We start from the raw sequence: 25,218 nt of genomic DNA, 5'->3' as shown, positions 1-25,218 counted from the left end.
ACTGAATAACTATCTCTGGCTGGCATACATAGTTTTATTGTCATACAAAAAACACCTTTAAGTTACACGAGTATTTTACAATCCCCGTTTTTTAACTTAAAGGTGTTTGGTCTTACATTGTGGGGTCAGCCCCACGTCAGTTCTAACACTATACTTTCTAGGCTACGCTGGCCCATGATTAGCTCGGTCATGATGAACTAATGTTCTCTTTAAGAACTCTCTAGTACGAGCTTGCTTAGGCTGATAAAAAATCTGCTCCGGTGGCCCTTCTTCGGCAATAACGCCTTTATCCATAAAGACTACCCTATTCGACACTTCTTTTGCAAAATCCATTTCATGTGTGACAATGAGCATCGTCAGACCAGAATCAGCGAGTTCTTTCATAACCTTGAGCACCTCGCCTACCATTTCAGGATCTAATGCAGATGTAGGTTCATCAAACAACAAGACATCAGGCTCCATAGACAAGGCTCTAGCAATCGCAACACGTTGCTTCTGGCCGCCAGATAGTTGCTTTGGTTTAGCGTTAATATAGCTCTCCATGCCTACCACGCTCAAATATTTTCTAGCTATTTGTTCTGCTTCTTCCTTGGAGCGCTTTAACACTTTGACTTGGCCTACAACACAATTTCCGAGCACATTATGATTTTCAAACAGGTTAAATTGTTGAAACACCATGCCAAGCTTTGTACGGTAGGAAGGAATATTGTAATTGCCATCTAGTATATTTTGCCCGCGATAATAGATTTGCCCGCCACTTGGTGTTTCGAGCAAATTAATGCAGCGAAGCATAGTGGATTTCCCTGAACCTGAAGAACCTATAATAGTAACCACTTCGCCATGATTGACACTAAACTCGATATTTTTTAGTACTTCGTTTGCGCCGTAGCTCTTATTTAGATTTTTAATTTCGATCACTTTTTTCATAGGTTCATTTCCCCTCTTGGTGATCTAGTCGTTTCCATCGTGTAGCTCTCAGTTCCATTCATTCTCCGCTCGAAATAGCGCAATATTCTTGTGACGGTAAAGGTCATTACAAAATAAATGACACACGCCACAAAAAACGATTCAAAATAACGGAAGTTATTGCCTGCAACTGACTTGGTCATGAAATACAGCTCCGAAACGGAAATAACATTAAGAACAGCGGTATCTTTAATGTTAATAACAAATTGATTTCCTGTTGCGGGTAAAATATTGCGAATCATTTGCGGTAAAATAATGTTCATCATCATTTGCATATGATTCATGCCGATTGCCCGTGCCGCTTCAAACTGACCCTTATCAATAGATAAAATTCCGCCACGAACAATTTCCGCCATATAAGCTCCCGTGTTAATAGAAACGACGAATATTGCTGCGTTAATGACATTCAGATGTATATCAAAAGCTAATGCTGATCCATAATAAACGACCATCGCTTGCACGATCATCGGTGTTCCGCGGAACACTTCGATATATACCGACAAAAGAATATTTACAATCTTAAGCAATATCCGTTGTACCATTTTCCCTGGCCTAGGTATCGTTCTTATTACTCCGGCTAATACGCCGATGATAGCGCCAAAGATCGTTCCCACTAGTGATATCAATAGCGTCAACCCCGCACCGCGAAGGAACATCTGCCAGTTCTCTTCAACAATGTTTATAATCCACTCAATACTCATGATAATGCCTCCACTTTATTAATTACAAAACCGACTGTATCGGATACAGTCGGCTTACAGTCGTCATTATTTTGCTGCAGGCTGATTTTTTATTGCTGTATCCATAATGCTTGTGCGCTGTTCTTCGGTAATACCTTTTAAAATATCATTGATTTTCGTTGTATATTCACTGCCTTTTTTAAGTCCGACTGCAATTGCTGTATCATCCTCGGAAGTTTGGAATCCATCCTTAAATTCTACCATTGCGTAGTTCTCATTAGCTGCCGAAGCACTTACTGCTTCTGGACGTTCCGAGACATAACCGTCAATAATGCCGGATTCAAGCGCTACTCTCATGGCCGGGAAGTTATCCATCGCAGTTTGTTTAGACACACCATTAATTTGGTCAATGACAGAGTAATGGAACGTATTTAATTGAGCAGTAATTTTAGCCCCGTTAAAATCTTGAATGGAAGTAGCACCTTCATACTTCCCGCCTTTTTTCACGACCATTACTAAGTTCGATTTGTAGTAGTTGTCTGAGAAGTCAATCGACTCCTTACGTTTTGCGGTCGGGGACATTCCAGCAATAATACCGTCAATTTTGTCAGATTGGAGTGCTGGTACAAGCCCATCCCACTCTGTCTTCACAATGACAAGCTCCTTACCTAAGCCGTTTGCTATCTTCTTCGCCATCTCCAGGTCATAGCCTCCTGCAAATTCAGAAGTTCCAGAAATGCTGACAGCACCGTTTGAATTATCGTTTTGAGACCAGTTAAATGGAGCATAACCCGCTTCCATTCCAACTTTAAAAGTTTCTTTTTCCGTAGATCCTGAACCTTTACTAGCATCATTTCCCGTCGATCCTGAATTATTTGCACCGCAACCCGTTATCATAATCATTGCTGCAATTAGTACCGTCGTAAATAGTTTTGTTTTCTTTCTCATATTGTTATCCTCCTGTAATGTATACGATTTTTTATTCAAAAAAACAAAAAAAGCGACCCAAGATCAGCTCAGGTCGCACTATATAATAGTACATGTATACCCCTTGCATCCCTTGGAAGATAGCACAACTCAATAAACTGGGACGTTTATTGAGACAGTCCTACAGTTGTTAACTGCAGGCCCAGCAAGTAATACCGAGTATATTACTAGCTTCGGCGGCATCTCCTTCTTCATAGCGTCATCGTCTCTCAAACTCTGCTATAAACTGTTAAATTCCGCACCTCTACCTCACCATTTGCGTGAGGTTATATTCGATTACGCTTAGTATGATGTATGGAGTAGAAGCTTGTCAATCATTATACTTTGGATAATAGTTCAGGAAATACCAATTAAGTTCCACTATTTTTAAACACTACTCAAAATAGAAAAAACACATCCCAATTGACCACTAAGGTGAACTGCAAACCATTAAAAAGACACTCTTTTCCAAGTGTCCTTCTCAGGAATCACAGCTCAGGGGTCAGAATGTGTTTATTTCCATTCAAATACAATATAAATTAATTCTATAATCTTCTATTTAAAATAGTTCGGAACTGTCACCTGATCAATATACAGTATGCCGTCATACTGCTCACCGGTGATACCCCCGTAACATGATATCCCATCGGCTGTCTCATCCATGAGTTATCCGCTTCCGCAGTTGCATAGCGCATATCAACAAATGAATCCTTATGCCCCGTACCTTTCATAACTTCCTCAACAGAATGTGCCATCGGAGGCAGTACATCATATATTTCTCCTGTCGCTTCTGTGTTTTTACCGCCACCCATATATAGACCAAGCGAATAGCTGTATGGACCAAGCCCAATCTCCTGCATGACCTCACTCATAGACTAGCCTGGCACAGGCAGCGAGGATTGCTCTATCTTTGACTGCGATTTTTTAATGTGAGAATTGCTTCCCCAAACGACAATACGTTCCGTAGGATAAATGGAATAGAAATTATTTCAGATGTGAAGAAGCATAGAGAAGAATCAGTCAAGCAGATCGGGAATATTCCCAATGAGAACAGATTCGGGAATGTTTCTACTACCAGCTTGACTGAGTTTACCAAAGATATCAAGCACATCACTGCCAGTGGAAGTGAGCGACAATCATTTGCCAATCCATCTATTTAATTGTTGTCAATACACCGCCATCCATTTCGCAGACGGTATCGCATAATACGTCTATGTCCTCCGCATAATGTGAGGATAAAACAATGGTTACTCCTTCCTTTTTCAACTGTTTGAGTACCTCACGAATTTCCAATACCCCTTGTTTGTCCAAGCCGCTCATCGGTTCATCAAGAATGAGCAATTTCGGCTTTTCCATGATCGCTTGGGCAATACCAAGCCTGTGACGCATGCCTAACGAATATTTTCTTACCTGTTTTTTACTCTGCGGATCAAGCCCAACAAGCTGTAAAGTTTGACGGATTTGTTCATCCGAGATGACACGGCGAATGGAGGCGAGCAGCTTCAAGTTTTTGAACCCGCTGAACGAGCCGATGAAGCCGGGCTCCTCAATAATTATACCGATATCTTGCGCTGCGGCAGGCTTAACAGGTTGTCCATCAACGAGAATACGACCAGAATCAAGGTGCATGAAGCCACAAACGCATTTAAAAAGCACGGTTTTCCCCGAGCCATTCCGACCGATGACCCCATGAATTTTGCCCCGCTCAAATTTGACAGACACTCGCTTTAGCGCAGTCGTTTCTTTAAAGCTCTTCACTGCGTCGGATACTTCTATCATGTAGGCAGTCATATTAAGTTCTCCTTTCCTGAATACGTAAATCTTTTTTGCAAAAAACGAATATTGAAACAATACTCATCAACAGAATTGCTCCAATAAGAATAGAAATGGCGTATGTCGGTGTCGGCATCTTACCTGTATAACCCCAATCTAAATAAGACATGCTGATCCAATTAAGAGGCGACAAATAGTAAATGATGTTACCGTAGGAAATTTTCCCAACGTATACAGAGAAGTACCCAATGCCGGTAAACACACCCGCCGCCACCAGACCGCTGAATCTCCCAATTACAACGTTGAAGCAAAATATCAGCACGCCAATAAATACCGTTACGAGCCAAAACAGACCAAAGCTAATCAGCATTGCTTCTATGGATGAGAACATCGACATCATTGGCCCGCCCACTTCTAAAAATGCTGTAATTCCGTATCGATCAGGACTGCTCGGATCATAAGCCAACGTTTTCAACACCATTCCCCATCCTGCGGAAAACTGCAAGTTAGGGACAAGTGCCGCCATGGACGTCAACGCAAAAAAAGACGTATATACAAATCCAGATAGTACGATATAGAGGAGTTGCCCCATCATCCAATTTAGGCGGCTAGTTCTGACGATAAGGAAGGGAGTATGAGTGTCAACGAAAGGGGCGTCGCAGTATAGCAACGCAGTCAGTCCGCCATAAATCGTGAACACGACAGGCATAGTGAACAAAAACGGAAATACCCATGGTGTTACGTGAATGCCAACAGCAGATGCATAGTCAGAAATCCACGAGTAGAGCCAGATTGAGTAAGCTGCAACGACCGCTGCAAGCGTATATATTCGGGGGGTTACAGCCCATTTGCTGAAATTGACCCTAGCACAAAGCCAGATCGTTCGCCAATCAGTCATGCTGCACCCTCCTTCGTATTTGTCTAACTGAACCGTACCCCATAAGTAGGCACAATACGGTAACCGTACCCAGTTTAAGTAGAAACGAAGCTAATGGGGAACCTGCATGATAAGTTTCTCCTACAATTTTACTTAGCTTTAGAAACTCGGGAATGTCCCAAAAGTTGGTCAAGCGAAAAATGACAAAGTAGAGTACAGCCGGGAAAGCCATGGCCGTAAATCTGTTCGGAATGAATGCTGAAATCCATAACGCGGCTACGGCAAATAAGGCGGAAGACAACGACAAATGTATTGCGGAGCTAAAAAAGTATAATAAGGGCATATTTGCGTCCAATAACGGCGCATACGCATCTCCCGTCATCGACTTGGTGAAGAAAGGAAGCTTCGTCAGCAGTAAAAGCGCATATAACGTAATCCCCGCGAATGTTACCAATATGCCGGAGATTGCGCTTACAAACACCTTCGCTATCGCATAGCAGTGTACGCCCGATCGCACAATCCAGAAGCTGGCAGCACGCTCCTCCCATTCCGATGCAAACGTCGTTGCAAACGGGAGTAGTGGCAAAATTCCTACAATTAATATCAAATTCCCGCCCCCGTATAACATCACCACGGAGAGCACATCGGATTGAGGGCTAATCATTCCGTAAGATGTAAGAAATAAAGCTAGCGTTACGCCGACAACGCTGATTGCAAAACGCCCAGAGAAGAGAGCCCGACGGAAGCTTACGAGAAGTAGGGACATCAATAAATTCATTCCGGCATCACCTCATATCGGACATCTTTTGGCCTGTAATTGCGTTTACGACATAATGACTATAGTCATTATACGGTGTTTTTGTACCATTTGTTTGATCGATCCGAAGTTGGGGCTTCGCAACGCTGAAGGTCCAAGCAGGAATCAACTCATAATTATCATCTTTTGGAATAGATACATAAACCAGTTCTGCTGTGGTAACGGTTGTCCCCTTCTCCAATATAAGCTCTGCATATTCGTTCAATAACACTTGTAAAGCGTCAGCAGCACTAATAAGCTGCTCTTCTTTGCTGACTTTAGCAGTTTCAACATTGTAAATGTTAGCTGCGTGTATCGTATTTATTCCATCTTTACTATACTTAACGCTAATGTTCGTATCCTTCATCGCGTTTCCGGCAGCGCCGGTAGCTGTTCCGTTCCCCCATTGCCATGAAACGTTGGTTACTGGAATATTGTCTATTATTTGTCGGAAATGGATCATGTATTGTTCATCGTCTTTCGACCAGCTAATCCCTTTAAGGTTTTCTTCAGAGTTACGGGGATCATTAACGTAACTATCAAAGTGTTCTTGCATCGTCTCGACATCCATGGAGTATGCTTCCGCTACGCTAACCTTTGGGAAATTAAGATCTTTCAATTGTTTTTCTGCTGAAGTTAGTGCATCCACGTAGCTCATAAATGACAAATCTGCAAAAGAAGTGTAGTCGCTTCGCCGTTGACTCTTATCTAGTTGCTCACTAACATTTGGCGGTCCAGCGTTGCTCACAATGACTGTTGGTTTTCGGTCGGAGCCTTCTTTAAAAGTAACATAGGAGAGTCCCCCATTTACACCATCTTTAATGTTAAAGCCTTTCCCACCGTCGAACACGATAAGAAATTCTTGCAGTGATTTATCTCCGGTTTGGTACCATGGGCCCTCGGCCATAGGTTTTTTCTCTACGATTTCTCGACGCAGAAGCTGCTGCGAAACAAGTTCAGGGTCAAACTCCATAAAGTTTACGCTATACGTCTTAGCTGATGTTGGAGATTTCACTTTGCCCGCATCAAACGAGAGAGAAAGATTGCTCGGTAACTTCACAGTTTGCAAAAAGATTTTTAAATCTTCGTGTTTGACCAATTTGTTTTTGTTTGATGATGTTTCGCAAGCCGCTAGGGATAGAGACAACAAGGTTAAAAGCAGTACTATTGTTATTTTTTTCATCGTTGGATTGCCCACTCCTTTTTAAGCTCATAAACGGATAACATGCAGGTGGCGAGTACGCCTGCATGTTATCCGTTTGGTGTAGTGCTTATTGTCAAAGCTTACGGAGACCAAGTTCCATTTATTGTATAATTTTCAAAATTATCGTTTGTCGGATACCCATTTAGCTTAACCGATGTACCAGAACCACCGTAACCTCTACGATAAGTAAAGCTATGAGTGCCTGATTTATGGCTAGATTGATAATTTGTTGCAGCTGTAGTGGTAGCATTAGATGGAGACAAATAGTAAGTAGTTGATGCTGACGACTGAGAAGGATTCACGTAAGGAGAGCTAGCAACAGGTACAAGTTGTGAGGAAGAAGACTTCAAACTCCCTAAAAACGGCGGCGTGAACGTAAAGTCAAAATTCGCTGCAAATACGGAAGCTGACAACAAGAAAGTTAAACAAAGTGCGGTAGTTATGCTGACCATTTGTTTTTTCATTATCCATTTCTCCTTTTTTTTGAGTTGTCATATATTAATTCCCCCGCTCACACTCGCAGTAATACAGGTTAATTATGACTGATTCTAAAAATTATGAGTTATCAGTCTCCCTTTTTATAATTTACTCTACTTTCCATTATTTATATAATTATACTTTTTAAAAGGTGTTTTTCAAGATTTTTTACTTACATGAATTTAGTAACATTAGTTGATGATGAGAATCTATGTTTGAATAAATCAGCCACTAGGCTTCAATTCGTAACCCAGTTAAAAGAATGATGGACGACTATCATGGAGCGGAGCGGCCGGTAACATGAACTCTGCTGACCGGTTATTTATCACTAGCACAACTAAACTCAATGTAACCGAGGCCTTATCGAACCTAAGCGCACTGAATAAAATCGTCTGCACACATATATTTAAACCCCAGCCCCGCAAGGAAAGTTGCAAAAAACTTGTCATTATTTAGAAAGCGACTTACTCGATTTATCTTCACCCAGCATAAGAGCTACGTTTGATTTAATAATCTCTATACTTCACTCAAAGAAATAATGCACTCAAATAAATAGCTCCACTCACTCATTTTGTTGCTCCAAACAGAGTGTTCTATGCGCCATTTGGCTCCAAATACGCAGCATTGACCCCTCTTCACGCTCCTTTCGTTGCGATTATAATGCGCCACTGCTGGATTTGTCCTAAGATGAAGGCACAACAGAAAACGAAAGCGGAGGTTAACAACGCAATGGAAAATATCATTGAAGTAACATCACTAGAGAAGTCATTTGCAAATTCTAAAGCACTAAAAGACGTATCCTTTAACGTGAAAAAAGGTGAAATTTTCGGATTCCTTGGCCCAAGCGGATCCGGCAAAACGACTACAATTAAAATCTTAACTGCTCAATTAAAACAATCGGCAGGTAACGCCTATGTATTCGGAGTACCTGCCAGCAAGTTAAGTGAACCAAAATATCGCCAAAAGATGGCGGTCGTTACAGACAATACTTCCTTATATAGCCGCTTGTCCGTTTATGATAATTTGAAGCTATATTGTAGTTTGTACGATATTCCTTTGACACGCATTCATGAAGTGCTGCAAATGGTCAATTTGGAACAAGAGAGTAAAAAGGTCGTATCGAAGTTATCAAAAGGTATGACCCAGCGGGTCGTGTTGGCCCGAGCTTTCCTTCATGAGCCGGAGCTGCTGTTTCTCGATGAGCCAACCTCAGCTTTAGACCCTGTAAATACGAAACATATTTATGATGGTTTATTAAAACTAAAGGCAAAAGGCTCGACGATTTTCTTAACGACGCATGATATGAGTGAGGCTGACACCTTATGTGACCGCGTTGCATTCCTGAATGGCGGTATGATTCAATTGCTTGATTCACCGAAGAAGCTTCGCGAAATGCATAGCAATGATACGATTACGTTAGAATTGAATGATGGTTCTACTGTTACAGTACCTAAGGGTGCTAAAGGCGCTCGGCAAGTTTATGAATATATGAATGCAAACCGAGTAAAAACGATTCAATCTAATTATCCGACGCTTGGCGATATTTTCGTAGACGTAACTGGGAGGAAATTATCATGACCTTTTCAATGAACCGTGTAATGGCTATTTTGCAAAAAGATTATAAAGATGTATCCCGAAACTTGTATGTCTCTACGACAATCATTGTTCCATTGATTTTAGCTTTATTTTACGGAAAGTCAGACGACATCACGATTGATGCGCATTATATGATTATTAATTTGACATTTATTATGGTAGGAGCCTATATTCAATCGGCGTTAGTCGCAGAAGAAAAAGAAAAAAATACGCTGAGGGGACTTACACTTTCACCCGCTAGTATCTATGAAATTTTCTTAGGAAAAAGCTTATTAAGCATGCTTGCGACTGGGATTATACTATATGCTTCAATCAGATTGCTTGGTTATAATCCCGCTAATATGGCCGTAGTACTCGTTGGATTACTTTTATCTTTAGTTTTCTATGTAGGTATTGGTACGTTCGTTGGGTTGCTTACAAAGTCGGTAATGGAGGCTTCGGTCGCTATTATGCCGTGCCTTATATTGTTTACGTGGGGATCTTCACTCATTACTTTCGCTGACTCAATTCCAGCACTTAAAGCTGTTACCTATTTGCCAAATGTGCAGCTTGTACAGCTAGCGGAAGCAGTCGAGAAGGGTGCAGGATTTGCGGGTGTATGGTCTAACTTAATTGTTATTGCACTATGGATTGTTGTTATCTATTCGTTGTGCGTCTATTTGTATAAAAAACGTATGGTGGATGCCTAGAAGCTATGAGAATTGAGAGCTTACTTCGATATCTCTATAACATTATTTTTAACCGACGTTTGTAAAAATCCTGAAAGTGTCCACTCATCAGCTATAAAAAGAACAAAGAAGAGGGGAAACTTTTCCTCTCTTTTTCATTCCAACCTTTCATTCTCTCCACACTATTGATTAATGGACCAAAAGTCAAAACTTATAATGACTACGACCTTCCGAAATAAACCTACCCTACTGATCTCCATCATTCTCAAACTAACCTATATATTCTATAATGTAAGGATATGAATGGGATAAGACCGATTCATTTATATTTTTGCATAAAATATACATACTGAGGAGTTAAATGATGAAGAAGTTGTTATCCTTACTTATGGTCATTGCAATGGTCCTATCAATCAGCGTATCCGCTTATGCTGAGGAAACGCCACCACCAGCAACAAGAGGAGATATCGTTAATACCTTATTGATGGCAGCGGATGCTTATAATTCTGGAATTAAGAAAGCAGCCATTATTCAAGGTAAAAAAGAAGGGGATTTAAGAGAGAATGAACCTGCTAAGAAGGTTGAAGCTTTAGTCATGTTGAGCAGGGCATTTGGCGAATTGCCTGAGCCTGTCGGACATGATCTGCGCAGTGGGACATTTGGCATCGAGTTTTCCGATATACCAGCTTGGGCTAAGCAAGATATCGAAAAGCTTACAAAAGCGGGCGTGCTCACGGGTAAACCTGATGGCACATTAGGCGCAAAAGACACGATTACGATCACCGAGTTTCAAACCATTATCTCCAGAGTGTGGGCGCATGAAGGCTCTCATTTAAATGACGATTTTTATGGATCAATCAACAAACAGTGGTTAAATAAGTCGACCATTTCGGCAGGAGAATTTACTAGTGACGGATTTACCGAGTTGCAGAAACAAAATAACGATAAAATAGAAAAAATAATAAATGAATTGACTGGCAAACAAGCTGCAAAAGGAACAAAAGAACAGAAACTTGCCGACTTTTATACGACAGCGCTAGATGCAACAAATAGAAATAAACAAGGGATTGAGCCCATTCAAAAATATTTAACAGCAATTGATGGAGCCAAAACTCTTAACGATCTTGTCCAAGCAGACCTTGCCTTAGAGAAAGAAATTGGTTTAAGCACTTTATTTCGCTTTACGATTACGGGCGATGCAAAAAACAGCAGTGAAAATGCCCTGTATTACAACGGATTAACCACAGGTCTAGACAAAAATAGCCTTGTAAAGAAAGACGTAAAAGCGAAAGATGCCTATATTAATCACATAACCAAAATTCTCGTTTTGACTGGTGAAAAAGAATCCGAAGCAAAAGCACGCGCCGAAAAGGTTTATGAAATGGAGCATGGATTAGCTTCCGTATCTCTTGAAGTTCATGAACAAATCGACATCAATAAAATCTATAATCCACATACAATCGAACAATTTGATGACCTTCATATAGATATAGATATGAAAAAGGTTTTAGCATCGATGAACATCGACAAAGTCGATAAAGTAATTGTAATCGATGTGAAACTAGCACAAAAAGGCGCAGAGTTCATGACTGAGGCTAACTTTGAAGTGCTCAAAGCTTATTCTAAAGTACAACTGCTTGGTTCAACAGGTGCTTTGTTATCGGATGGGTTTAGAGAAGCGAAAAATGAATTCGACACAGCACTATACGGCGTTACAGGTAAAAAGACTGATCAAGAAATTGCAGTATCCAATACAACTAACACGATGAGCGGATATTTGGAGCAAATATTTGCCGAAAAACATTTTTCATCAGAAGCCAAAAAAAATGTTGAGCAAATGGTAGACAATTTAATCACTACATATGAGAAAAGAATAAAAGCGCTAGATTGGATGTCAGAAACGACAAAAGCTAAAGCGATTAAAAAACTCGATACAATGATCGTTAAGATTGGATATCCGGAAAAGTGGGACACGACTTTAGACAAAGTAGCTATCAAAACATATGACGACGGCGGTTCGCTTTTCTCTAATACTTTCGCGGTAAGCACAGCATATATTAATAACTTGAAGGCAGAGCTAGGTAAATCGGTGGATAGAACGAAATGGGCAACGAGCGTTTATACAGTAAATGCTTATTACAACCCACTTAATAACGAAATTATGTTCCCTGCTGGTATTCTCCAAGCGCCTTTCTATGACATTAACGCTAAAGCTGAAGAAAACTTAGGCGGCATCGGAATGGTCATTGGCCATGAGATCAGTCACGCATTTGATAATAACGGATCGGCATTTGACGAAAATGGCAATGCAAAAAACTGGTGGACAGATGAGGACTTTAAAAAATTTAAAGAGAAAAACCAGGATCTAATTAATTTCTATAATGGAATTGAAGTTATTCCGGGGATATTGAACGACGGTCTGCTTACACTAAGCGAGAATGTTGCCGATTTAGGTGGAATGGCTGCTTCACTGCAAGTTGTATCAGAAATGAGCAATCCCGATTATAAAGCTTACTTTGAGAACAATGCCGAGATCTGGAAATTCACAACCACAAAAGAAATTTCAGCGTATCTAAGTACAAACGATGTACATTCAGCTAATAAAATTCGAGCTAACCGCACAATAACGAACTTCCTAGAATTTTATGAAACCTATGGAATTAAGCCTGGGGACGGTATGTATGTAGCTCCAGAGGATCGGGTTTCGATTTGGTAAAATAAAAGCGGTCAATTGCCTACAGCAATGTACCTGCACATTAATTACAGTTAGCCTTAAAATGTACAATACTATATAAAGACATAGCCACTTCTATCTTGAGCTGCATTCCCAATGTTAGACACCATCTAACATTGGAAATGCAGTTCTTTATAAGTTAATCGTTTTTTCTTGTATATCTACTCTTTGTGGAAATCATTAAAGATAGACCTACATTCTCTGGCATTAAGCAGTTATTGATTGCAAATCAAATCCCTCAAATCATATGGAGGTTGTCGCTGTATCTGCCTAAAATACGAACTTTTTCAAATAAAATAGACCTTCCTATTTAAAGGTTGGCCTATTCTCGAATAATCTCGTTATAAACTACTTAATTAGAATACTGTATTCAGAAAGAATAATCGTAATATTTCTCTGCGTTACGTATGCTTGACCATACATCTTTACTTTCTCCACCAATGTACCAATAAGCCGTTCCAGCTAATTTTTTGTTTGCAATTAAATGATACTTGGCTATTAATGATCGACCTTCCTCAAACCAGATCGTATGTTTCATATACTGTTTATTATAGCTAGCAACATATTGTCCTAATTTTTCATTCCATATGGGCTTAAGAGAAAAAGTGTCTATCATCTCATTTTGTCTCGTGAGCGTAATAAATTCCGACGATGATACAGCACCATTCGGCTTCAAAGTCCAGTCCCGATTGTAGAAAGGCAATACAAGTATAATTTTATTGCTTGGTACAACTTTAAGAAGTTTATTTATAGCGTTTGTAACATAAGGCAACGAAGCATTAGAGCCTGCACCGGACAGTTCCCCGTAATGCTCGTCGTATCCCATCATCACCATATAATCAGCTTGTTTGCCAAGTGCAGCATAATCGAATGCATCCGTCCAATCGGTATCGAGATCAGGGGAAACATCTACCGACAGAACTGCACCTTGGGCATGCAGTTTTTGGGCTAATGCAGTAATAAACGCTGTAAATGATTGACGATCTTTTGGAGCCACGTTTTCAAAATCAATATTAAGCCCCTGTAAACCGTATTGTCTCACGATTTCTGCTAATTGATTAACCAATTTGTTTCTAGCCATTGTATTGGATAAGACTTGGTGTGTAGCGTCTTGGTCAAATCGGTTTCCGACCATCGCCCAAACCTGCTTGTTATTTTTTTTCGCCCACGAAATAAGCGCTGTATCGGTATTATCGGTTACGTCACCGTTTTTATCCATGAAATACCATCGTGGAGACAACGTATTTACATTTGATTCCAAAATATTATTCTGGTATTGTGCCGTCGTTTGACCATATTGCCATCCGAGAACGATCCGTTTTTTCGGCTTTGCCTGAAGCTCCGCAGCCCATTTCTCTTTTTGTAACACTCTATCTATTAGAACTGCTGTTTCCTGCCTTGAAATAGGAGCAGTTGGTCTAAAATTGCCTGTCTTATCGCCTTTTATTAATCCCAACTTATGAGCTGCGGCAACGGATGCGCTCGCCCAATCAGCAATTCGACTTCCATCTTTGAACACAGTACTTGCGATAGGCTTATTGCCTGACTGTTTCAATGCCCTTGCCATCCATACAGCCGCTTCCTGACGTGTAACTGATTTCTCCGGTGCAAAAGTCGTAGTCGACTTGCCTTTAGCAAGCTCTAGCTGAACAGCTGCTTGTACAAAGCCATAATACCAGTCATTCTGCTTCACATCGGTATAGGGAGTTACTGGACTTGCTACTGGTTCTAGTCCCAACAAACGGTCTAGTATCGTAATAAATTCAGCTCTCGTTACCGATCTGTTAGGAGAGAAACTAGTTGCTGATGTACCCGTTAATATGTTTTTATTATATAAGTTTATGATTTCATTTTTGGCATAACTTTTGCTTATATCGTCAAAGGGCGACGTTTTAGCAACCGAAATATATGGAAAAAAACTGCTTACTGCAAAAATAATAGCGACCGTCATTATAAGTAATCTACCGACCAAAACTTTCACATGATCCCTCCTGATACTAACTCAGGAATCATATCAAAGATATAATCTTTAATCATCGTCAAAATATTGGTAGAGTCGTTAACATCTCTTTGATGAATGGACTGTAACAGAGAATCTTACGGAAATAGAACATGACAGGCTTATTATCGTCCTGATCAAACGAGTGGCTAATTTAATTGCAATCATACGCATGTTTGTGACTAATGCGATTTGGGGATTATTGATTGGTAGTTTTGCTATGTTGTTGAAGCATGGAAGGTAATTACTTAAAACTACCATGATTGCATAGAACGGAATATAGAGGCTGTCTCAAAAGCATGCATGGCTATCGTTTAAACTGCGCAAATCATATGCTTCCGATCGCTGATGTATCCAAATTCCTTCAATAAAGGGGTTATAGTTGGAATTCGGATACAAAGGCGAACGCTATCGCTTCTCCAGCATATGTCTTACTCCGTTTGTTCTAGCATGCAAAATTGTTTTGGGACAGCCCCTTTATTAGTTAGAGTTATTGCCCAGTTATCGTATACTTATTAGCAGAGCCTACAGGGGCTGCATTTGAATTGATATTTCATATCACAAATCACTGCGCATCTTCGTCATTTCTGTATTCCAAAATATCTCCCGGTTGACAGTCTAACGCTTTACAAATCGCTTCTAAAGTAGATAAACGAATCGCTTTTGCCTTCCCATTTTTCAATATAGAAAGATTAGCCATCGTAATACCGATTCTCTCCGAAAGCTCAGTAACGCTCATTTTCCTCTTTGCTAACATCACATCAATGTTAATTATTATCCCCATGTCATCACCTCAGACTGTTAAATCATTTTCGGATTTTATATCTATGGCATTTTTTAATAGCTTTTGAAGAACAGCAGCAAAAACTGCAATGACCATGGAAGCAAAAATAATGATCAATCCGAGAACAATAACTCCTGGCGCATCATCTATTTCCGCAATTAGATATAAGAACGGCATAACTGCTACAAATAAGATACTAATTACACTTGCACAATATTTGATATTCTTTAAAGCCGATACTGACAATTCCGAAAATGCATTATTTTTGTCTATATAGGTTAGCAATTTGAACGCCTGATACAATGCAACGAAATACGGTATCGCCGCTAAATATGTAGCTGCAATCGCTAAATACAACCAATAAGCCGGAAACTGTTCTGGCGCTTCTTTAGCTAAGAGCGGTAAACCAAATATACACAATGCTAGAATCGGTATTCCAATCAAAATAACTGTTGCCTTCAAAAAAAGTGTTGTCCCTCGTTCCATCATACGCACCTCACTTAACTATTTTCAAGTTGAATATATCATTAAATTTATCGTTTTACAATATATTTTTGTTGTTATTATAGTAATTTCGGTAAATTCACAAAAAACGCCCTACCGATAATAAGATTTCCCTTATCATCTGTAAGGCAAGACATACGCTGTTTCATCTAATTTTCTTTATATTTTTCTTTAAGAATTCCAGACCCAATCCCAGAAACGAGACCGATAATTAAAGGTCCAAAGTTCCAAAAAAACTTCCCTCCATACAAGGTAATGTCCAACACTGTCACTTTGTTTAGAAGGAGAACGCCGAGTTTTATAACTAATAACGCAAGTCCAACTAATAAGAACACATCAAAAAATAACTTTAGTCTCGGATAAGCTAACTTCTTGCTATCTTTTATCACCTTATTTGTTAAATTCTCATCACTTCTTAAAAGCTCATCTATAGTTACTTCAAATAGATCGCTCAATTTAATAAGGATCTCTATACTGGGATAGTTTTGACCGTTCTCCCATTTCGATACCGATTGTCTGCTCACAAACAGCTTCTCCGCCAGTTCTTCTTGTGACCAGCCTTTATTGTTTCTTTCCTTTTTTAACTTTTCTCCAAAAATGATAGCAATCACTTCCTTTCTGCAACTTACAAACCAATAATGGCTTAGCCGCATACAAAAGTAAAGATCGCTTTAGTTGCGAGGCCCCGCAACCTAACGTTGCCAACAACCGAGAGCTTTACATACTCTATATATTGTCCAGTTATCTTATACTTCATATTGATTCGTCATTTGGCCACACTGCCGCTAAGATTGCTTCGTTTTTTCTACTGCCAATTTTTTATTTATACTAGCCCTATTTCGCAGCCTCTTGTTTGAAAATAAGTTTAAATATTGGGTAAAATACCCCGAATGAAATGGTACTCGTTATAATCATTGTAATAATGTCGGCAGTTGTTTCTCCAAATGAGCCCATTCCCCATGTGTTGATGAACAAGTTATAGATAGGAGCTTTGTAAAAGCCCTGAGCTGCGGCGGCACCAAATGTTATAACAATGTACGCTAATACATACCAAAAAGCAGCTGTCCAAATATTGCTGTTTGATTTGAATGTCACATTTCTTTGCGCGAAAAAGTTAATGATCCGTGCAATTCCGATTGTGATTTGAACAGCAAGGAAATAACCAAGACCTCCTCCACCTCCTGATGCAAGTGAACCCGCTGCATAATCGAATACATAATAAACGCTTCCATCAAAGTTATGTCCCAACTGAAAAACTTGAAAACCTATCGTCAGCAGTGATGTCTGTGCGAATATAAGTTTAATCAAAGGCATTAGGACAAGCTGTAATACCGTTATTCCAGCGCTCAATATAAAAAAACTAAAAACTGTGCAATACCAGGATGTCGCTCCTTATAGTTATTTCAAAAACCTAGCATCCCTGTATTCTCTTTAATGTTTACCGTATTCATCGTATTTCTACATCTCCTTTATCTACCGCCACGTCAGCAAACTAGAAGGAGGGTGCCCCAAAAGCCTATCGAGCTTGGGACACCCTCCTTTATTTTGTATTTATTTTACCGGTGCTGTATGATACGAACGCTAACAATAACTTGACGATTCATTATCGATTTATCCACTTCAACACTTTCAAAATTTGCTTTCGACTAATTTTCCCGCCGGTAAAACGGTCGATTTGACGGAAGGGCATATTAAGAACGAAGTAGACATTATTCGCTAGCAGCGGTTTATTGACTGCGTCAAAAAACTTCTTAAAGAAATATACGACGTGATAGATTGTTTTCCCTAGCAGATTCTTATATCTAGCCTGAGCAATGGTATCGTTTAGCCCAAGATCCTGTTTCGGATCCCAATATCGCGCCGGTGGTTCGTAGCCCAATAAACGCTTATATTCTACTGCCGTTACTTCATGAACATGTCCGCTGAAATAATGCGGGAATCGTTCCTTCGTATGTTCACAAGAAACAGTATCCCCTTCGAGCGTAACCTTTTCATTTAGATGAATAGACCGGATTGAACTTCCGATTTGAATGTCGTAAGCGCCAGGTTCAACCGCCCACTCGTTAATGGTCGGATTATAATAGGAGAAATCACGTTTCTCCAAACTAATTGTGATACGTTTGCTTTCGCCCGGCTGTAGGAACACCTTTTCGAAACCTTTCAGTTCTCGTTTAGCTCTAAAAATTGCCGAATCTTGTTTATGGATGTATAGCTGAGCAACTTCTTCGCCTGCAACTGCACCAGTATTGGTTATCGTAAACGAAGCCTGATGCTGATCAGCTGTTAGATCTGAATATGCAAAGGTTGTATAGGACAATCCATAACCAAACGGGAACAACACTGGTTTCTCCACAGTATCAAAATAACGGTAGCCGATAAAAATACCTTCAATATGCTCCGCAGTTGCCTCTTTACCCGGATAATATGGAGCAGAAGAAACATCACCATAGCTAATTGGGAATGTTTCACTTAGCTTACCGCTCGGGTTGTATGCCCCAAGCAAAACATTTGTTAACGCTTCGGCGCTTCCTTGTCCAGACAAGTAGGTATGAACAATCGCTTTTATATCGTGTACAAACGGCATCTCAATGGCGCCACCGCCAGCAAGAATGACTATGATGTTGGAATTAACTTTCGTGAGTGAACGAAGCAGGTCGAGCTGGTTTTCACGCAGGCTAAGGTTAATACGGTCAACACCTTCCGCTTCGCTTCCTTCATCCAGCCCCAAGAACAACAGAACGGTATCGGCTTGCGTAGCTAACGCAACAGCTTCCCTTACCAGTCCATTATCATTGCCGCCCATTCGTTTGAAGCCTTTTGCATATCCAACAACCGGCAAGCCAGACCGACTAAGTACGTCGCATGCATTGGACAACTTCGCAGGATTAATAAGCGAGCTTCCAGCACCTTGGTAACGAGGGTTTTGAGCAAAATCGCCAATAATTGCAATTTTCTTATCCCGCGCTAGCGGCAGTACTTGATCGTCATTTTTCAATAGCACAATAGAACGCTGGGCAGCAGCAATTGCCTTATTATGATGATCCTCGTAATCAACATACGACGGCTCACGATCGTGAAGTTGGGTAGCAAAGACTAGCTCAAGCAGACGATCAACAGCTTCATCCAGTACTTCTTCGGCTAGTTCTTTGCTTTTAACAGCTTGAACAATCTCTTTATCCGTAATCCCGTTAGTCGAAGGCATCTCCAATTGGTTGCCTGCTTTCAGCCCTGCAACACGATCATTATTGCCACCCCAGTCAGTAACGACAACACCATCGAAGCCCCATTCTCCATACAAAATATCCTGTAGCAAATGGTTGTTTTCGTTGGCAAACGTGCCGTTCACTTTGTTGTAGGAGGTCATGATAGATTTCGGTTGCCCTTTCTCCACGACACGTCTGAAACCTTCTAAATAGAGCTCTCTTAACGAGCGTTCATCTACAACTTCATCAATCGTCATTCGCATATGCTCTTGGCTGTTAACAGCAAAATGTTTCGGGCAGGCAGATATGCCATTAGCTTGTATGCCTTTCACCATCTCACTCGCTAATTCACCCGTTAAATAAGGGTCCTCAGAAAAATATTCAAAGTTGCGTCCACATAATGGGTTCCGTTTAATGTTTAATCCAGGACCAAGCAATACGCTCACCTTTTCGCTGGCTGCTTCCATTCCAATCGTTTGGCCGACATCATAAATTAATCCTCTGTCCCAACTATTAGCCAAAGTTGCCGCGGTCGGGAAGCAAGTGGCAGGCAGACTTTTATTTAAGCCTAAATGGTCTGCCCTTCCGCCTTGTTTTCTAAGGCCATGCGGTCCATCTGTCAGCATAATGCTTGGAATATTTACTCGTTCAATCGCTTTTGTATTCCAGAAATTCGCTCCAGACATTAGCGCTGCTTTTTCCTCTAACGTCAACCTTTCGATTAATGCTTTATGCTTCATTTCTTTTCACCCCGCATTCATTCACTTACTTTTCGAACAAGTAGGTTTGCAGGATCGTGTACAACACATGTTGAACACTTGTACGAACTCCGTTTGCAATACCTGAAGGATCTTGTTTGTATGCTTTATGCAACAATTTTTCGTTTTTACTTGGCGTCATAATATCGAGCATGATGTCATTGCCAGCTACAACCGCATCCGGTGCTTTCATAAAGCCAAACACTGCATCACTTGAAACAAATCCGTCGAAGCCCCATTCTTTACGCAAAATATCATTCAATAAGACTGAATTCGCTCCCGCCCACTTCGTTCCGATGATCGAGAAGCTGGACATTGCGCCTAGCGGACTGCTTTCTTTAACTGTAATTTCAAACGGCTTCAAATAAAGTTCGCGAATCGCTTGTTCGTTAGCCCAGATCAGATTACCTGAACGAGCATTCGTTTCTTGATCATTTAGTGCAAAGTGCTTCATGAAGGCAATAATGCCTTGATCTTCCGCACCATTTATCATAGATGCTGCCATTTTTCCTGAAAGTACTGGATCTTCAGAGAAGTATTCGAAGTTACGGCCGCCTTGTGCCGTACGGTGAATATTCATACCCGGTGCATACCAGCCTTGAATGCCGTAAGCACGTGCTTCTTTACCAACTGCTTCTCCCATTCGATACGCCAGCTCATTGTTCCAAGTTGATGCAATGACGATCTCAGAAGGATATGATGCTGCTACGACTGGCTTAAAGAAGTAACTAAATCCAGCCGGTCCGTCCATTAATAACGTTTTCGGTACGCCCAAACGATCTACTGACATCGTGCGATACGCACCGTTAGCTACATAATCAATCATTTCATCCAATGTAAACTGATCCATGAAAGCATCCCATTTCGGATCATCAACCGCCAAGCCTTTCAAATCCTCTAATACGATGCCGTTATCAGCACCAAGCGTTGGCATTTCCTGCTTTGAAGGTTCCGGTTTTTTCGAGAAAGCATCAAGTACATAATCTGGTGCTACATGACTAATATTTTCATCAGAAGGGTACGTCGACTTCCAATCATCACGGGACAAATATACGATTTCGCCTTGTGCTAGATCAAAGCGATTTTCGTAAGCTGTTTTTGTATCCTTATCTTCTCTAAATACCTTTTTCTCTGTTAGTTCAAGGTCATGGCTAGATACGATATCATGGACGTTGCGAGCCACTTTAATCGTATAGGTACCAGGATCTAATACATATGCTTCTTCAACGTTCATATCATATGAAGCCATCTCTTCGGTAGCAAACGAAAGGGTAAGCACTTCGGATTGACCAGCTTCAAGCAACGATGTTTTTGCATAGGTTGCCATTTCAATTGCCGATTTTTCAATACCGCCTGCAATATAAGGAGCGGAATAATAAACTTGAACAACATCTTTGCCGGCTCTATCGCCAACATTTTTCACTTCAACTTGAAGCTCAATTTTCTCATCCGACAATTTCTGATTTAGAACTTTCCATTCAAAGTCGGTGTAGCTTAATCCATGTCCGTAAGGATATAACACTGTTTTTTGATAACCTACTTCGTCGTTCAAATAGAAGGTTTCATAGAAACGGTAGCCGACATAGATACCTTCCTCATAATTAAGGAATGAATACTTCAAATTATCGTATTTGTAGTCTCCGAAATTTTCACTTGCTGGAGACGATGAATTGTCATACACATACGTATCTGTAATACGACCCGATGGATTGATGTTACCTGCAAGAATGTTGCCTAATGCATTAGCCCCGTAAGGACCAGGCGTTCCAATCCACAATACAGATTTAATGGATTCGAATTCTTCCACAAAACCTAGTTCCAGCGCATTCCCTGCATTAACAACAATCGTCACATTTTCAAAGCTTTTTGAAACTTTCTCAATTAAAGCGCGTTTGTTTGCTGTCAATTCCAATTGTTCAGCAGTCGCATCGCTAGCTTCTGTGCTCTCACTTGCAATAACAATTACCGCATTTTCCGAATAAGCTTTCGATTGCGCTATCGCTTCGTCCGTCAAATAATCGATTTTTGGCTCATCGCTTGAGTTTTTGCCTAACATGCCTTTTACAACTTGAATGATGCCTGTTTTTGCTTCGGCGCCCACTCCTGCTTCTGCTCCAACTTTTTGGTACAGATCATGAAGCTCCGTATTGTAAGCAATGCCGGCATTCTCCAAACCTTTGAATAGATCAATCGCGCGAGAAGTATCGCCCGCACCCGATCCGCCGCCTCCATAACGAAGCTCCAATGCCGCTACGCCGAAGACGTTAACTTTTTTATCCTGCAATGGCAGTTGTTTATCTTCATTCTTCAATAGAACAATGCCTTCATTTGCAATTTCTTCTGCTACCTTTCCACCACGTTCACGTGCTGCAATTCCCTCAGGTGTATCTGTTACCGCTGTAATATGTTTTCCTGTCAAAGCATCGATCAGACCAGAAGCGATTGGTCCAAATTGCACGAACAACATAACGGCAATAACCGCCACAATCGACCAGCCCGCAAAACGCCTTGGTCTATTTTTAATTTTTTTGTATCGTTTTGCTTCCTTTTTTATAGCTCTACGATCTTTACGGCTCAACGCTTTCAATTCCATTTTTGTTTGTTGCTTTTGCTCTTTTAAAAACTGTTTTTCCTTTTCTATCGCAGCTTTGCGTTCCGCTTCAGGCATAGCCATAATTGCTTGTTTGCGCGCTCGCAGCTTCGCTTTATCTTCTTTTACTTTCTGCACGATTTCTTTTTTTCTTGCTTGTTTCGCTTTAAAATAGTTCAACACGGCGATCCCCTCCGGTTTCGACTTTCGTTTTTTTCAAGTGTAATACAGCGCTTACATTTTAACTATGAGGATCTTGCCGAAAAAAAAGCTAAATATTGCGTTCATCCGATTTTTCACAAAATCAGAAGAGCAACATTTAGCATTAATCATTCGTTTTTTCAAGGTCAATCATAACGATTCCGAATATCGGAACTTCGAAGTCAAGTATATGGGTTCCCTTTATTTTCAGGTGTTCGATGCTTCTCGAAGGTCGATTGATTGCATTCCAATATGCAATATCTTCAAAAGACAACTTTTTGCATTTCCTTAATTCAGCTAAGTCCAATCGTTGATCTACCTGCTCAGGTGTTAATCGTTGCTTGATCAATCGATACGTGCCTTCCACATTTTCTAGTTCCAGCTTTACAGAAATATGTGGACTTTTCGCCTTATGCCAAGCTAATTCCGTTTGTTCATTTTTTTGATTGATAATCTGATGAACCTCTTCCTCTGGATAAACGGTCAAAATACGGTAATTATCTTGTTGTTTTGTTACGATACATGAATCATTTTGGAAGACAAGCTCGTCAAACAAGCGACTCACGAACTCTGTTGCGTACCAATTGTCCTTGTAACGGCCATCCAATGTACATAATGACAACTTACTCGCCAGCTCATCTGGAAAATATTCAAACAACTTAGCCGTATCGAGCGACAACGGAGGAAAGTAGTGGTTCGCAATTTCGTTTTGATTCATTAGGCTTATGTATTGCCATATATTTGCATTTGCATGCGCTAGATCCGAATAAGCATGTAAATAATCATCGTGTTCATAAACCAGCATTCGGTCCAAAATAAGATCTTGGGCTTTCATATTCGTATTTTCACTAATGACCCGAATGTAGGCTTCGTCAAATAGTTGATCAAGTGCAGCCTCAAGTGGGATCTTGCGCATACGCGTCCTATCATCAATGCAATAAACAGCCCTGTGGCAATCCAAATCGAGCGACACCGCATCTTCAGGCGACATGGGGAAATGAATGACAATGTTCTTATATCCCTTAAAGATCGATATGGCATTCACTAGCGGCAGGCATAACTCCCCGCCATTTTGCAGTTCATAGTAACAGCGGAACTCGTACATCCAATCTTGGCTTGTCCTATAATTTTGCTGGAAATGGAGATGTATTTCAGTCATTACGTTCTGAAACCATTCCTTGTTCGGAAATCCCCGCTCCAGCCAATCATCATAATCGATGAATTGGAATTGGAGATAAGGAGACATGCCAGCAGACACAATCTGCTGCAACACGCGATCCAACTCTCTAAATGAACAAACTAGCTTGCCCTCACTCAACTCTATATTGATCCCTTTAATTATATGGGCAACTGATACCCATTTCACTCCAAGTCGCTCACGCACTTCCAACAAACGCTCATCCTTAAGTTCGCCTTTTACTTTCAGTACATGATTGGCCTTTGAATGTTTGCCGATCGTTTTATGCAAATCAATCTGAACCTCGATGCGATCAGGAACTACAGGTGCAACAGCTGGTAAATCGCCTATAGACACATAAGGAGATAGCAGCGCTAATACATCTTGAGGCAGTCCCCCATCATCATGATTCTGAACCACTCTCACTTGACGCTCTTCACGAAATTCAGCCGGTGTTAGCTTATATCTCAATCTAAATGCCTCGTTAAAGGAGCGTACATTGGGAAAACCACTCAGTAAAGCAATCGTGACAATCTTGTCGTTCGTACTTTCCAGCATTCGCAAGCTATGAAACAATCGTACTTCTTTGATGTAGTTTCCGATTGAAATGCCTAACTGATTTTTAAAAGAATGCGCCAGGTAGTATTTGCTGCTATAAAAGTGTTCTGCAATCTCATCCAAGCTGAGTTTCTCGGCATAATTGGCATTAATATGCGATACAATTTCTTTCACCTTGTCAGAAGCAGCGTGTGCTTGCTCCAGTTCGTCTACTGATCCAAGATATCGGTATAACAACCCGATTAATCGTTTTGCATATCCTTCAATGATATATTCGGAACCGTCCCCCCGATAAATCATTTCTACATACAAATACGCCATATCATTTTTAACGAGCTCATAACCATCTTTTTTGTACACCATCGATAGTGGAATGTTTAGCTTAAATGGCGGGAACTCCTCTTGATACTCATTGGTCAGAAACTTTACTGTGAGTGTCGCATTATCTTCACTGCCAATCACACGAACAATGTCACCTTTATTCAAAACAAAAATGTCGCCAGTCCGCATCAAAATATCCGAGCCGTTCCGCATAATTTCCAGATAACCAGTAAGAACAAACCATACCGTTAACTGCGTCATAAGCAGAAAATCGACTTCTTCAATTTTTTCGATGGAGGCCAGTACGACATGATCAGTTCCACTTTTCTTCGTATTCAACATCAAACCATCACCTCTTCCGATGCAAAAATCTATGTTGGTCTTGT

General features: G+C 40.6%; 21 protein-coding genes and 1 riboswitch. Of the genes, 4 read left to right on the top strand and 17 right to left on the bottom strand.

The annotated features are described in order from the left end of the window. Positions 1 to 162 precede the first annotated feature (162 nt). The 4 genes from MFF31_RS08620 to MFF31_RS08605 all read right to left on the bottom strand — a co-directional run bounded on the left by MFF31_RS08620 (position 163) and on the right by MFF31_RS08605 (position 3,484). Positions 163 to 927, bottom strand: a complete 765-nt coding sequence (locus MFF31_RS08620) for an amino acid ABC transporter ATP-binding protein (RefSeq protein ID WP_238187621.1) — start codon at positions 925 to 927, stop codon at positions 163 to 165. After that, on the bottom strand, positions 924 to 1,667 hold the full coding sequence (locus tag MFF31_RS08615) for an amino acid ABC transporter permease (RefSeq protein ID WP_238187620.1): 744 nt from the start codon (positions 1,665 to 1,667) through the stop codon (positions 924 to 926). Before MFF31_RS08615 ends, MFF31_RS08620 begins: the two co-directional genes overlap by 4 nt. A 66-nt stretch (positions 1,668 to 1,733) precedes the next feature. Continuing rightward, the gene (locus MFF31_RS08610) at positions 1,734 to 2,594 is read right to left on the bottom strand and encodes a transporter substrate-binding domain-containing protein (protein ID WP_238187619.1); all 861 of its coding nucleotides are present in this window, start codon (positions 2,592 to 2,594) and stop codon (positions 1,734 to 1,736) included. Positions 2,595 to 2,706: 112 nt separating this feature from the next. After that, positions 2,707 to 2,888: riboswitch (Lysine riboswitch) on the bottom strand. Positions 2,889 to 3,190: 302 nt separating this feature from the next. Beyond that, entirely contained in the window at positions 3,191 to 3,484 is a 294-nt protein-coding gene (locus MFF31_RS08605) for a TraB/GumN family protein (RefSeq protein ID WP_248565431.1), read from the bottom strand. A gap of 57 nt (positions 3,485 to 3,541) precedes the next feature. Here MFF31_RS08605 and MFF31_RS08600 point away from each other — a divergent pair, with 57 nt between their 5' ends. Then, a complete protein-coding gene (locus MFF31_RS08600; RefSeq protein WP_248565430.1) occupies positions 3,542 to 3,772 on the top strand; it encodes a hypothetical protein in 231 nt (76 codons plus the stop codon). On the opposite strand, the gene MFF31_RS08595 is transcribed toward MFF31_RS08600, so the two are convergent. From MFF31_RS08595 to MFF31_RS08575, 5 genes are all read right to left on the bottom strand, one after another. Next, on the bottom strand, positions 3,765 to 4,403 hold the full coding sequence (locus tag MFF31_RS08595) for an ABC transporter ATP-binding protein (protein ID WP_238187617.1): 639 nt from the start codon (positions 4,401 to 4,403) through the stop codon (positions 3,765 to 3,767). The genes MFF31_RS08600 and MFF31_RS08595 overlap by 8 nt on opposite strands. A 1-nt stretch (position 4,404) precedes the next feature. Next, positions 4,405 to 5,283, bottom strand: a complete 879-nt coding sequence (locus MFF31_RS08590; RefSeq protein ID WP_238187616.1) for a hypothetical protein — start codon at positions 5,281 to 5,283, stop codon at positions 4,405 to 4,407. Continuing rightward, positions 5,276 to 6,040, bottom strand: a complete 765-nt coding sequence (locus MFF31_RS08585; protein ID WP_238187615.1) for a hypothetical protein — start codon at positions 6,038 to 6,040, stop codon at positions 5,276 to 5,278. The genes MFF31_RS08590 and MFF31_RS08585 overlap by 8 nt, the downstream gene beginning before the upstream one ends. A 7-nt stretch (positions 6,041 to 6,047) precedes the next feature. Next, entirely contained in the window at positions 6,048 to 7,241 is a 1,194-nt protein-coding gene (locus MFF31_RS08580) for a two-component system regulatory protein YycI (protein ID WP_238187614.1), read from the bottom strand. A 101-nt stretch (positions 7,242 to 7,342) separates the two neighbouring features. After that, positions 7,343 to 7,726: a hypothetical protein gene (locus tag MFF31_RS08575; protein ID WP_238187613.1), complete on the bottom strand. Its 384-nt coding sequence runs from the start codon at positions 7,724 to 7,726 to the stop codon at positions 7,343 to 7,345. Positions 7,727 to 8,468: 742 nt separating this feature from the next. Between MFF31_RS08575 and MFF31_RS08570 the strand changes: the two genes are divergently transcribed. The 3 genes from MFF31_RS08570 (at position 8,469) to MFF31_RS08560 (ending at position 12,719) form a co-directional block, all read left to right on the top strand. After that, the gene (locus tag MFF31_RS08570) at positions 8,469 to 9,317 is read left to right on the top strand and encodes an ABC transporter ATP-binding protein (protein WP_238188533.1); all 849 of its coding nucleotides are present in this window, start codon (positions 8,469 to 8,471) and stop codon (positions 9,315 to 9,317) included. Then, positions 9,314 to 10,024: an ABC transporter permease gene (locus tag MFF31_RS08565; RefSeq protein ID WP_238187612.1), complete on the top strand. Its 711-nt coding sequence runs from the start codon at positions 9,314 to 9,316 to the stop codon at positions 10,022 to 10,024. Before MFF31_RS08570 ends, MFF31_RS08565 begins: the two co-directional genes overlap by 4 nt. Positions 10,025 to 10,364: 340 nt before the next feature. After that, entirely contained in the window at positions 10,365 to 12,719 is a 2,355-nt protein-coding gene (locus MFF31_RS08560) for a M13-type metalloendopeptidase (protein WP_248565429.1), read from the top strand. A gap of 388 nt (positions 12,720 to 13,107) precedes the next feature. Here the strand turns inward: MFF31_RS08560 and MFF31_RS08555 are convergent, their stop codons facing one another. From MFF31_RS08555 to MFF31_RS08520, 8 genes are all read right to left on the bottom strand, one after another. After that, positions 13,108 to 14,718: an S-layer homology domain-containing protein gene (locus MFF31_RS08555; RefSeq protein WP_238187610.1), complete on the bottom strand. Its 1,611-nt coding sequence runs from the start codon at positions 14,716 to 14,718 to the stop codon at positions 13,108 to 13,110. A 583-nt stretch (positions 14,719 to 15,301) separates the two neighbouring features. Beyond that, positions 15,302 to 15,520, bottom strand: coding sequence for a helix-turn-helix domain-containing protein (locus tag MFF31_RS08550; protein WP_238187609.1), 219 nt, complete (start codon positions 15,518 to 15,520; stop codon positions 15,302 to 15,304). 9 nt (positions 15,521 to 15,529) lie between these two features. Further along, positions 15,530 to 16,006 carry a DUF2975 domain-containing protein gene (locus MFF31_RS08545; RefSeq protein WP_238188532.1) on the bottom strand — a complete coding sequence of 159 codons (477 nt, stop codon included), beginning with the start codon at positions 16,004 to 16,006 and terminating at the stop codon, positions 15,530 to 15,532. A gap of 167 nt (positions 16,007 to 16,173) precedes the next feature. Next, positions 16,174 to 16,626, bottom strand: a complete 453-nt coding sequence (locus tag MFF31_RS08540; RefSeq protein ID WP_238188531.1) for a helix-turn-helix domain-containing protein — start codon at positions 16,624 to 16,626, stop codon at positions 16,174 to 16,176. Positions 16,627 to 16,858: 232 nt separating this feature from the next. After that, positions 16,859 to 17,374, bottom strand: coding sequence for a hypothetical protein (locus MFF31_RS08535; RefSeq protein WP_248565428.1), 516 nt, complete (start codon positions 17,372 to 17,374; stop codon positions 16,859 to 16,861). 253 nt (positions 17,375 to 17,627) lie between these two features. Then, a complete protein-coding gene (locus tag MFF31_RS08530; protein ID WP_238187607.1) occupies positions 17,628 to 19,967 on the bottom strand; it encodes a glycoside hydrolase family 3 C-terminal domain-containing protein in 2,340 nt (779 codons plus the stop codon). Positions 19,968 to 19,992: 25 nt separating this feature from the next. Beyond that, positions 19,993 to 22,758 carry a glycoside hydrolase family 3 N-terminal domain-containing protein gene (locus tag MFF31_RS08525; protein WP_238187606.1) on the bottom strand — a complete coding sequence of 922 codons (2,766 nt, stop codon included), beginning with the start codon at positions 22,756 to 22,758 and terminating at the stop codon, positions 19,993 to 19,995. A gap of 142 nt (positions 22,759 to 22,900) precedes the next feature. Continuing rightward, positions 22,901 to 25,174, bottom strand: a complete 2,274-nt coding sequence (locus MFF31_RS08520) for a helix-turn-helix transcriptional regulator (protein ID WP_238187605.1) — start codon at positions 25,172 to 25,174, stop codon at positions 22,901 to 22,903. Positions 25,175 to 25,218 lie beyond the last annotated feature (44 nt).

The organism is Paenibacillus sp. L3-i20 (assembly GCF_022180385.2).
GTDB lineage: Bacteria > Bacillota > Bacilli > Paenibacillales > Paenibacillaceae > Pristimantibacillus.
Note: the sequence above shows the minus strand (reverse complement) of the source record. Positions and strands in the feature narration are given on the sequence as shown.

Coding starts and splice junctions, on each gene's coding strand:
- MFF31_RS08590 (WP_238187616.1), bottom strand. CDS start 5,283: ATGACTGATTGGCGAACGATCTGGCTTTGTGCTAGGGTCAATTTCAGC.
- MFF31_RS08585 (WP_238187615.1), bottom strand. CDS start 6,040: ATGAATTTATTGATGTCCCTACTTCTCGTAAGCTTCCGTCGGGCTCTC.
- MFF31_RS08530 (WP_238187607.1), bottom strand. CDS start 19,967: ATGAAGCATAAAGCATTAATCGAAAGGTTGACGTTAGAGGAAAAAGCA.
- MFF31_RS08610 (WP_238187619.1), bottom strand. CDS start 2,594: ATGAGAAAGAAAACAAAACTATTTACGACGGTACTAATTGCAGCAATG.
- MFF31_RS08620 (WP_238187621.1), bottom strand. CDS start 927: ATGAAAAAAGTGATCGAAATTAAAAATCTAAATAAGAGCTACGGCGCA.
- MFF31_RS08570 (WP_238188533.1), top strand. CDS start 8,469: ATGGAAAATATCATTGAAGTAACATCACTAGAGAAGTCATTTGCAAAT.
- MFF31_RS08580 (WP_238187614.1), bottom strand. CDS start 7,241: ATGAAAAAAATAACAATAGTACTGCTTTTAACCTTGTTGTCTCTATCC.
- MFF31_RS08520 (WP_238187605.1), bottom strand. CDS start 25,174: ATGTTGAATACGAAGAAAAGTGGAACTGATCATGTCGTACTGGCCTCC.
- MFF31_RS08550 (WP_238187609.1), bottom strand. CDS start 15,520: ATGGGGATAATAATTAACATTGATGTGATGTTAGCAAAGAGGAAAATG.
- MFF31_RS08575 (WP_238187613.1), bottom strand. CDS start 7,726: ATGAAAAAACAAATGGTCAGCATAACTACCGCACTTTGTTTAACTTTC.
- MFF31_RS08595 (WP_238187617.1), bottom strand. CDS start 4,403: ATGACTGCCTACATGATAGAAGTATCCGACGCAGTGAAGAGCTTTAAA.
- MFF31_RS08565 (WP_238187612.1), top strand. CDS start 9,314: ATGACCTTTTCAATGAACCGTGTAATGGCTATTTTGCAAAAAGATTAT.
- MFF31_RS08545 (WP_238188532.1), bottom strand. CDS start 16,006: ATGGAACGAGGGACAACACTTTTTTTGAAGGCAACAGTTATTTTGATT.
- MFF31_RS08605 (WP_248565431.1), bottom strand. CDS start 3,484: ATGAGTGAGGTCATGCAGGAGATTGGGCTTGGTCCATACAGCTATTCG.
- MFF31_RS08560 (WP_248565429.1), top strand. CDS start 10,365: ATGATGAAGAAGTTGTTATCCTTACTTATGGTCATTGCAATGGTCCTA.
- MFF31_RS08615 (WP_238187620.1), bottom strand. CDS start 1,667: ATGAGTATTGAGTGGATTATAAACATTGTTGAAGAGAACTGGCAGATG.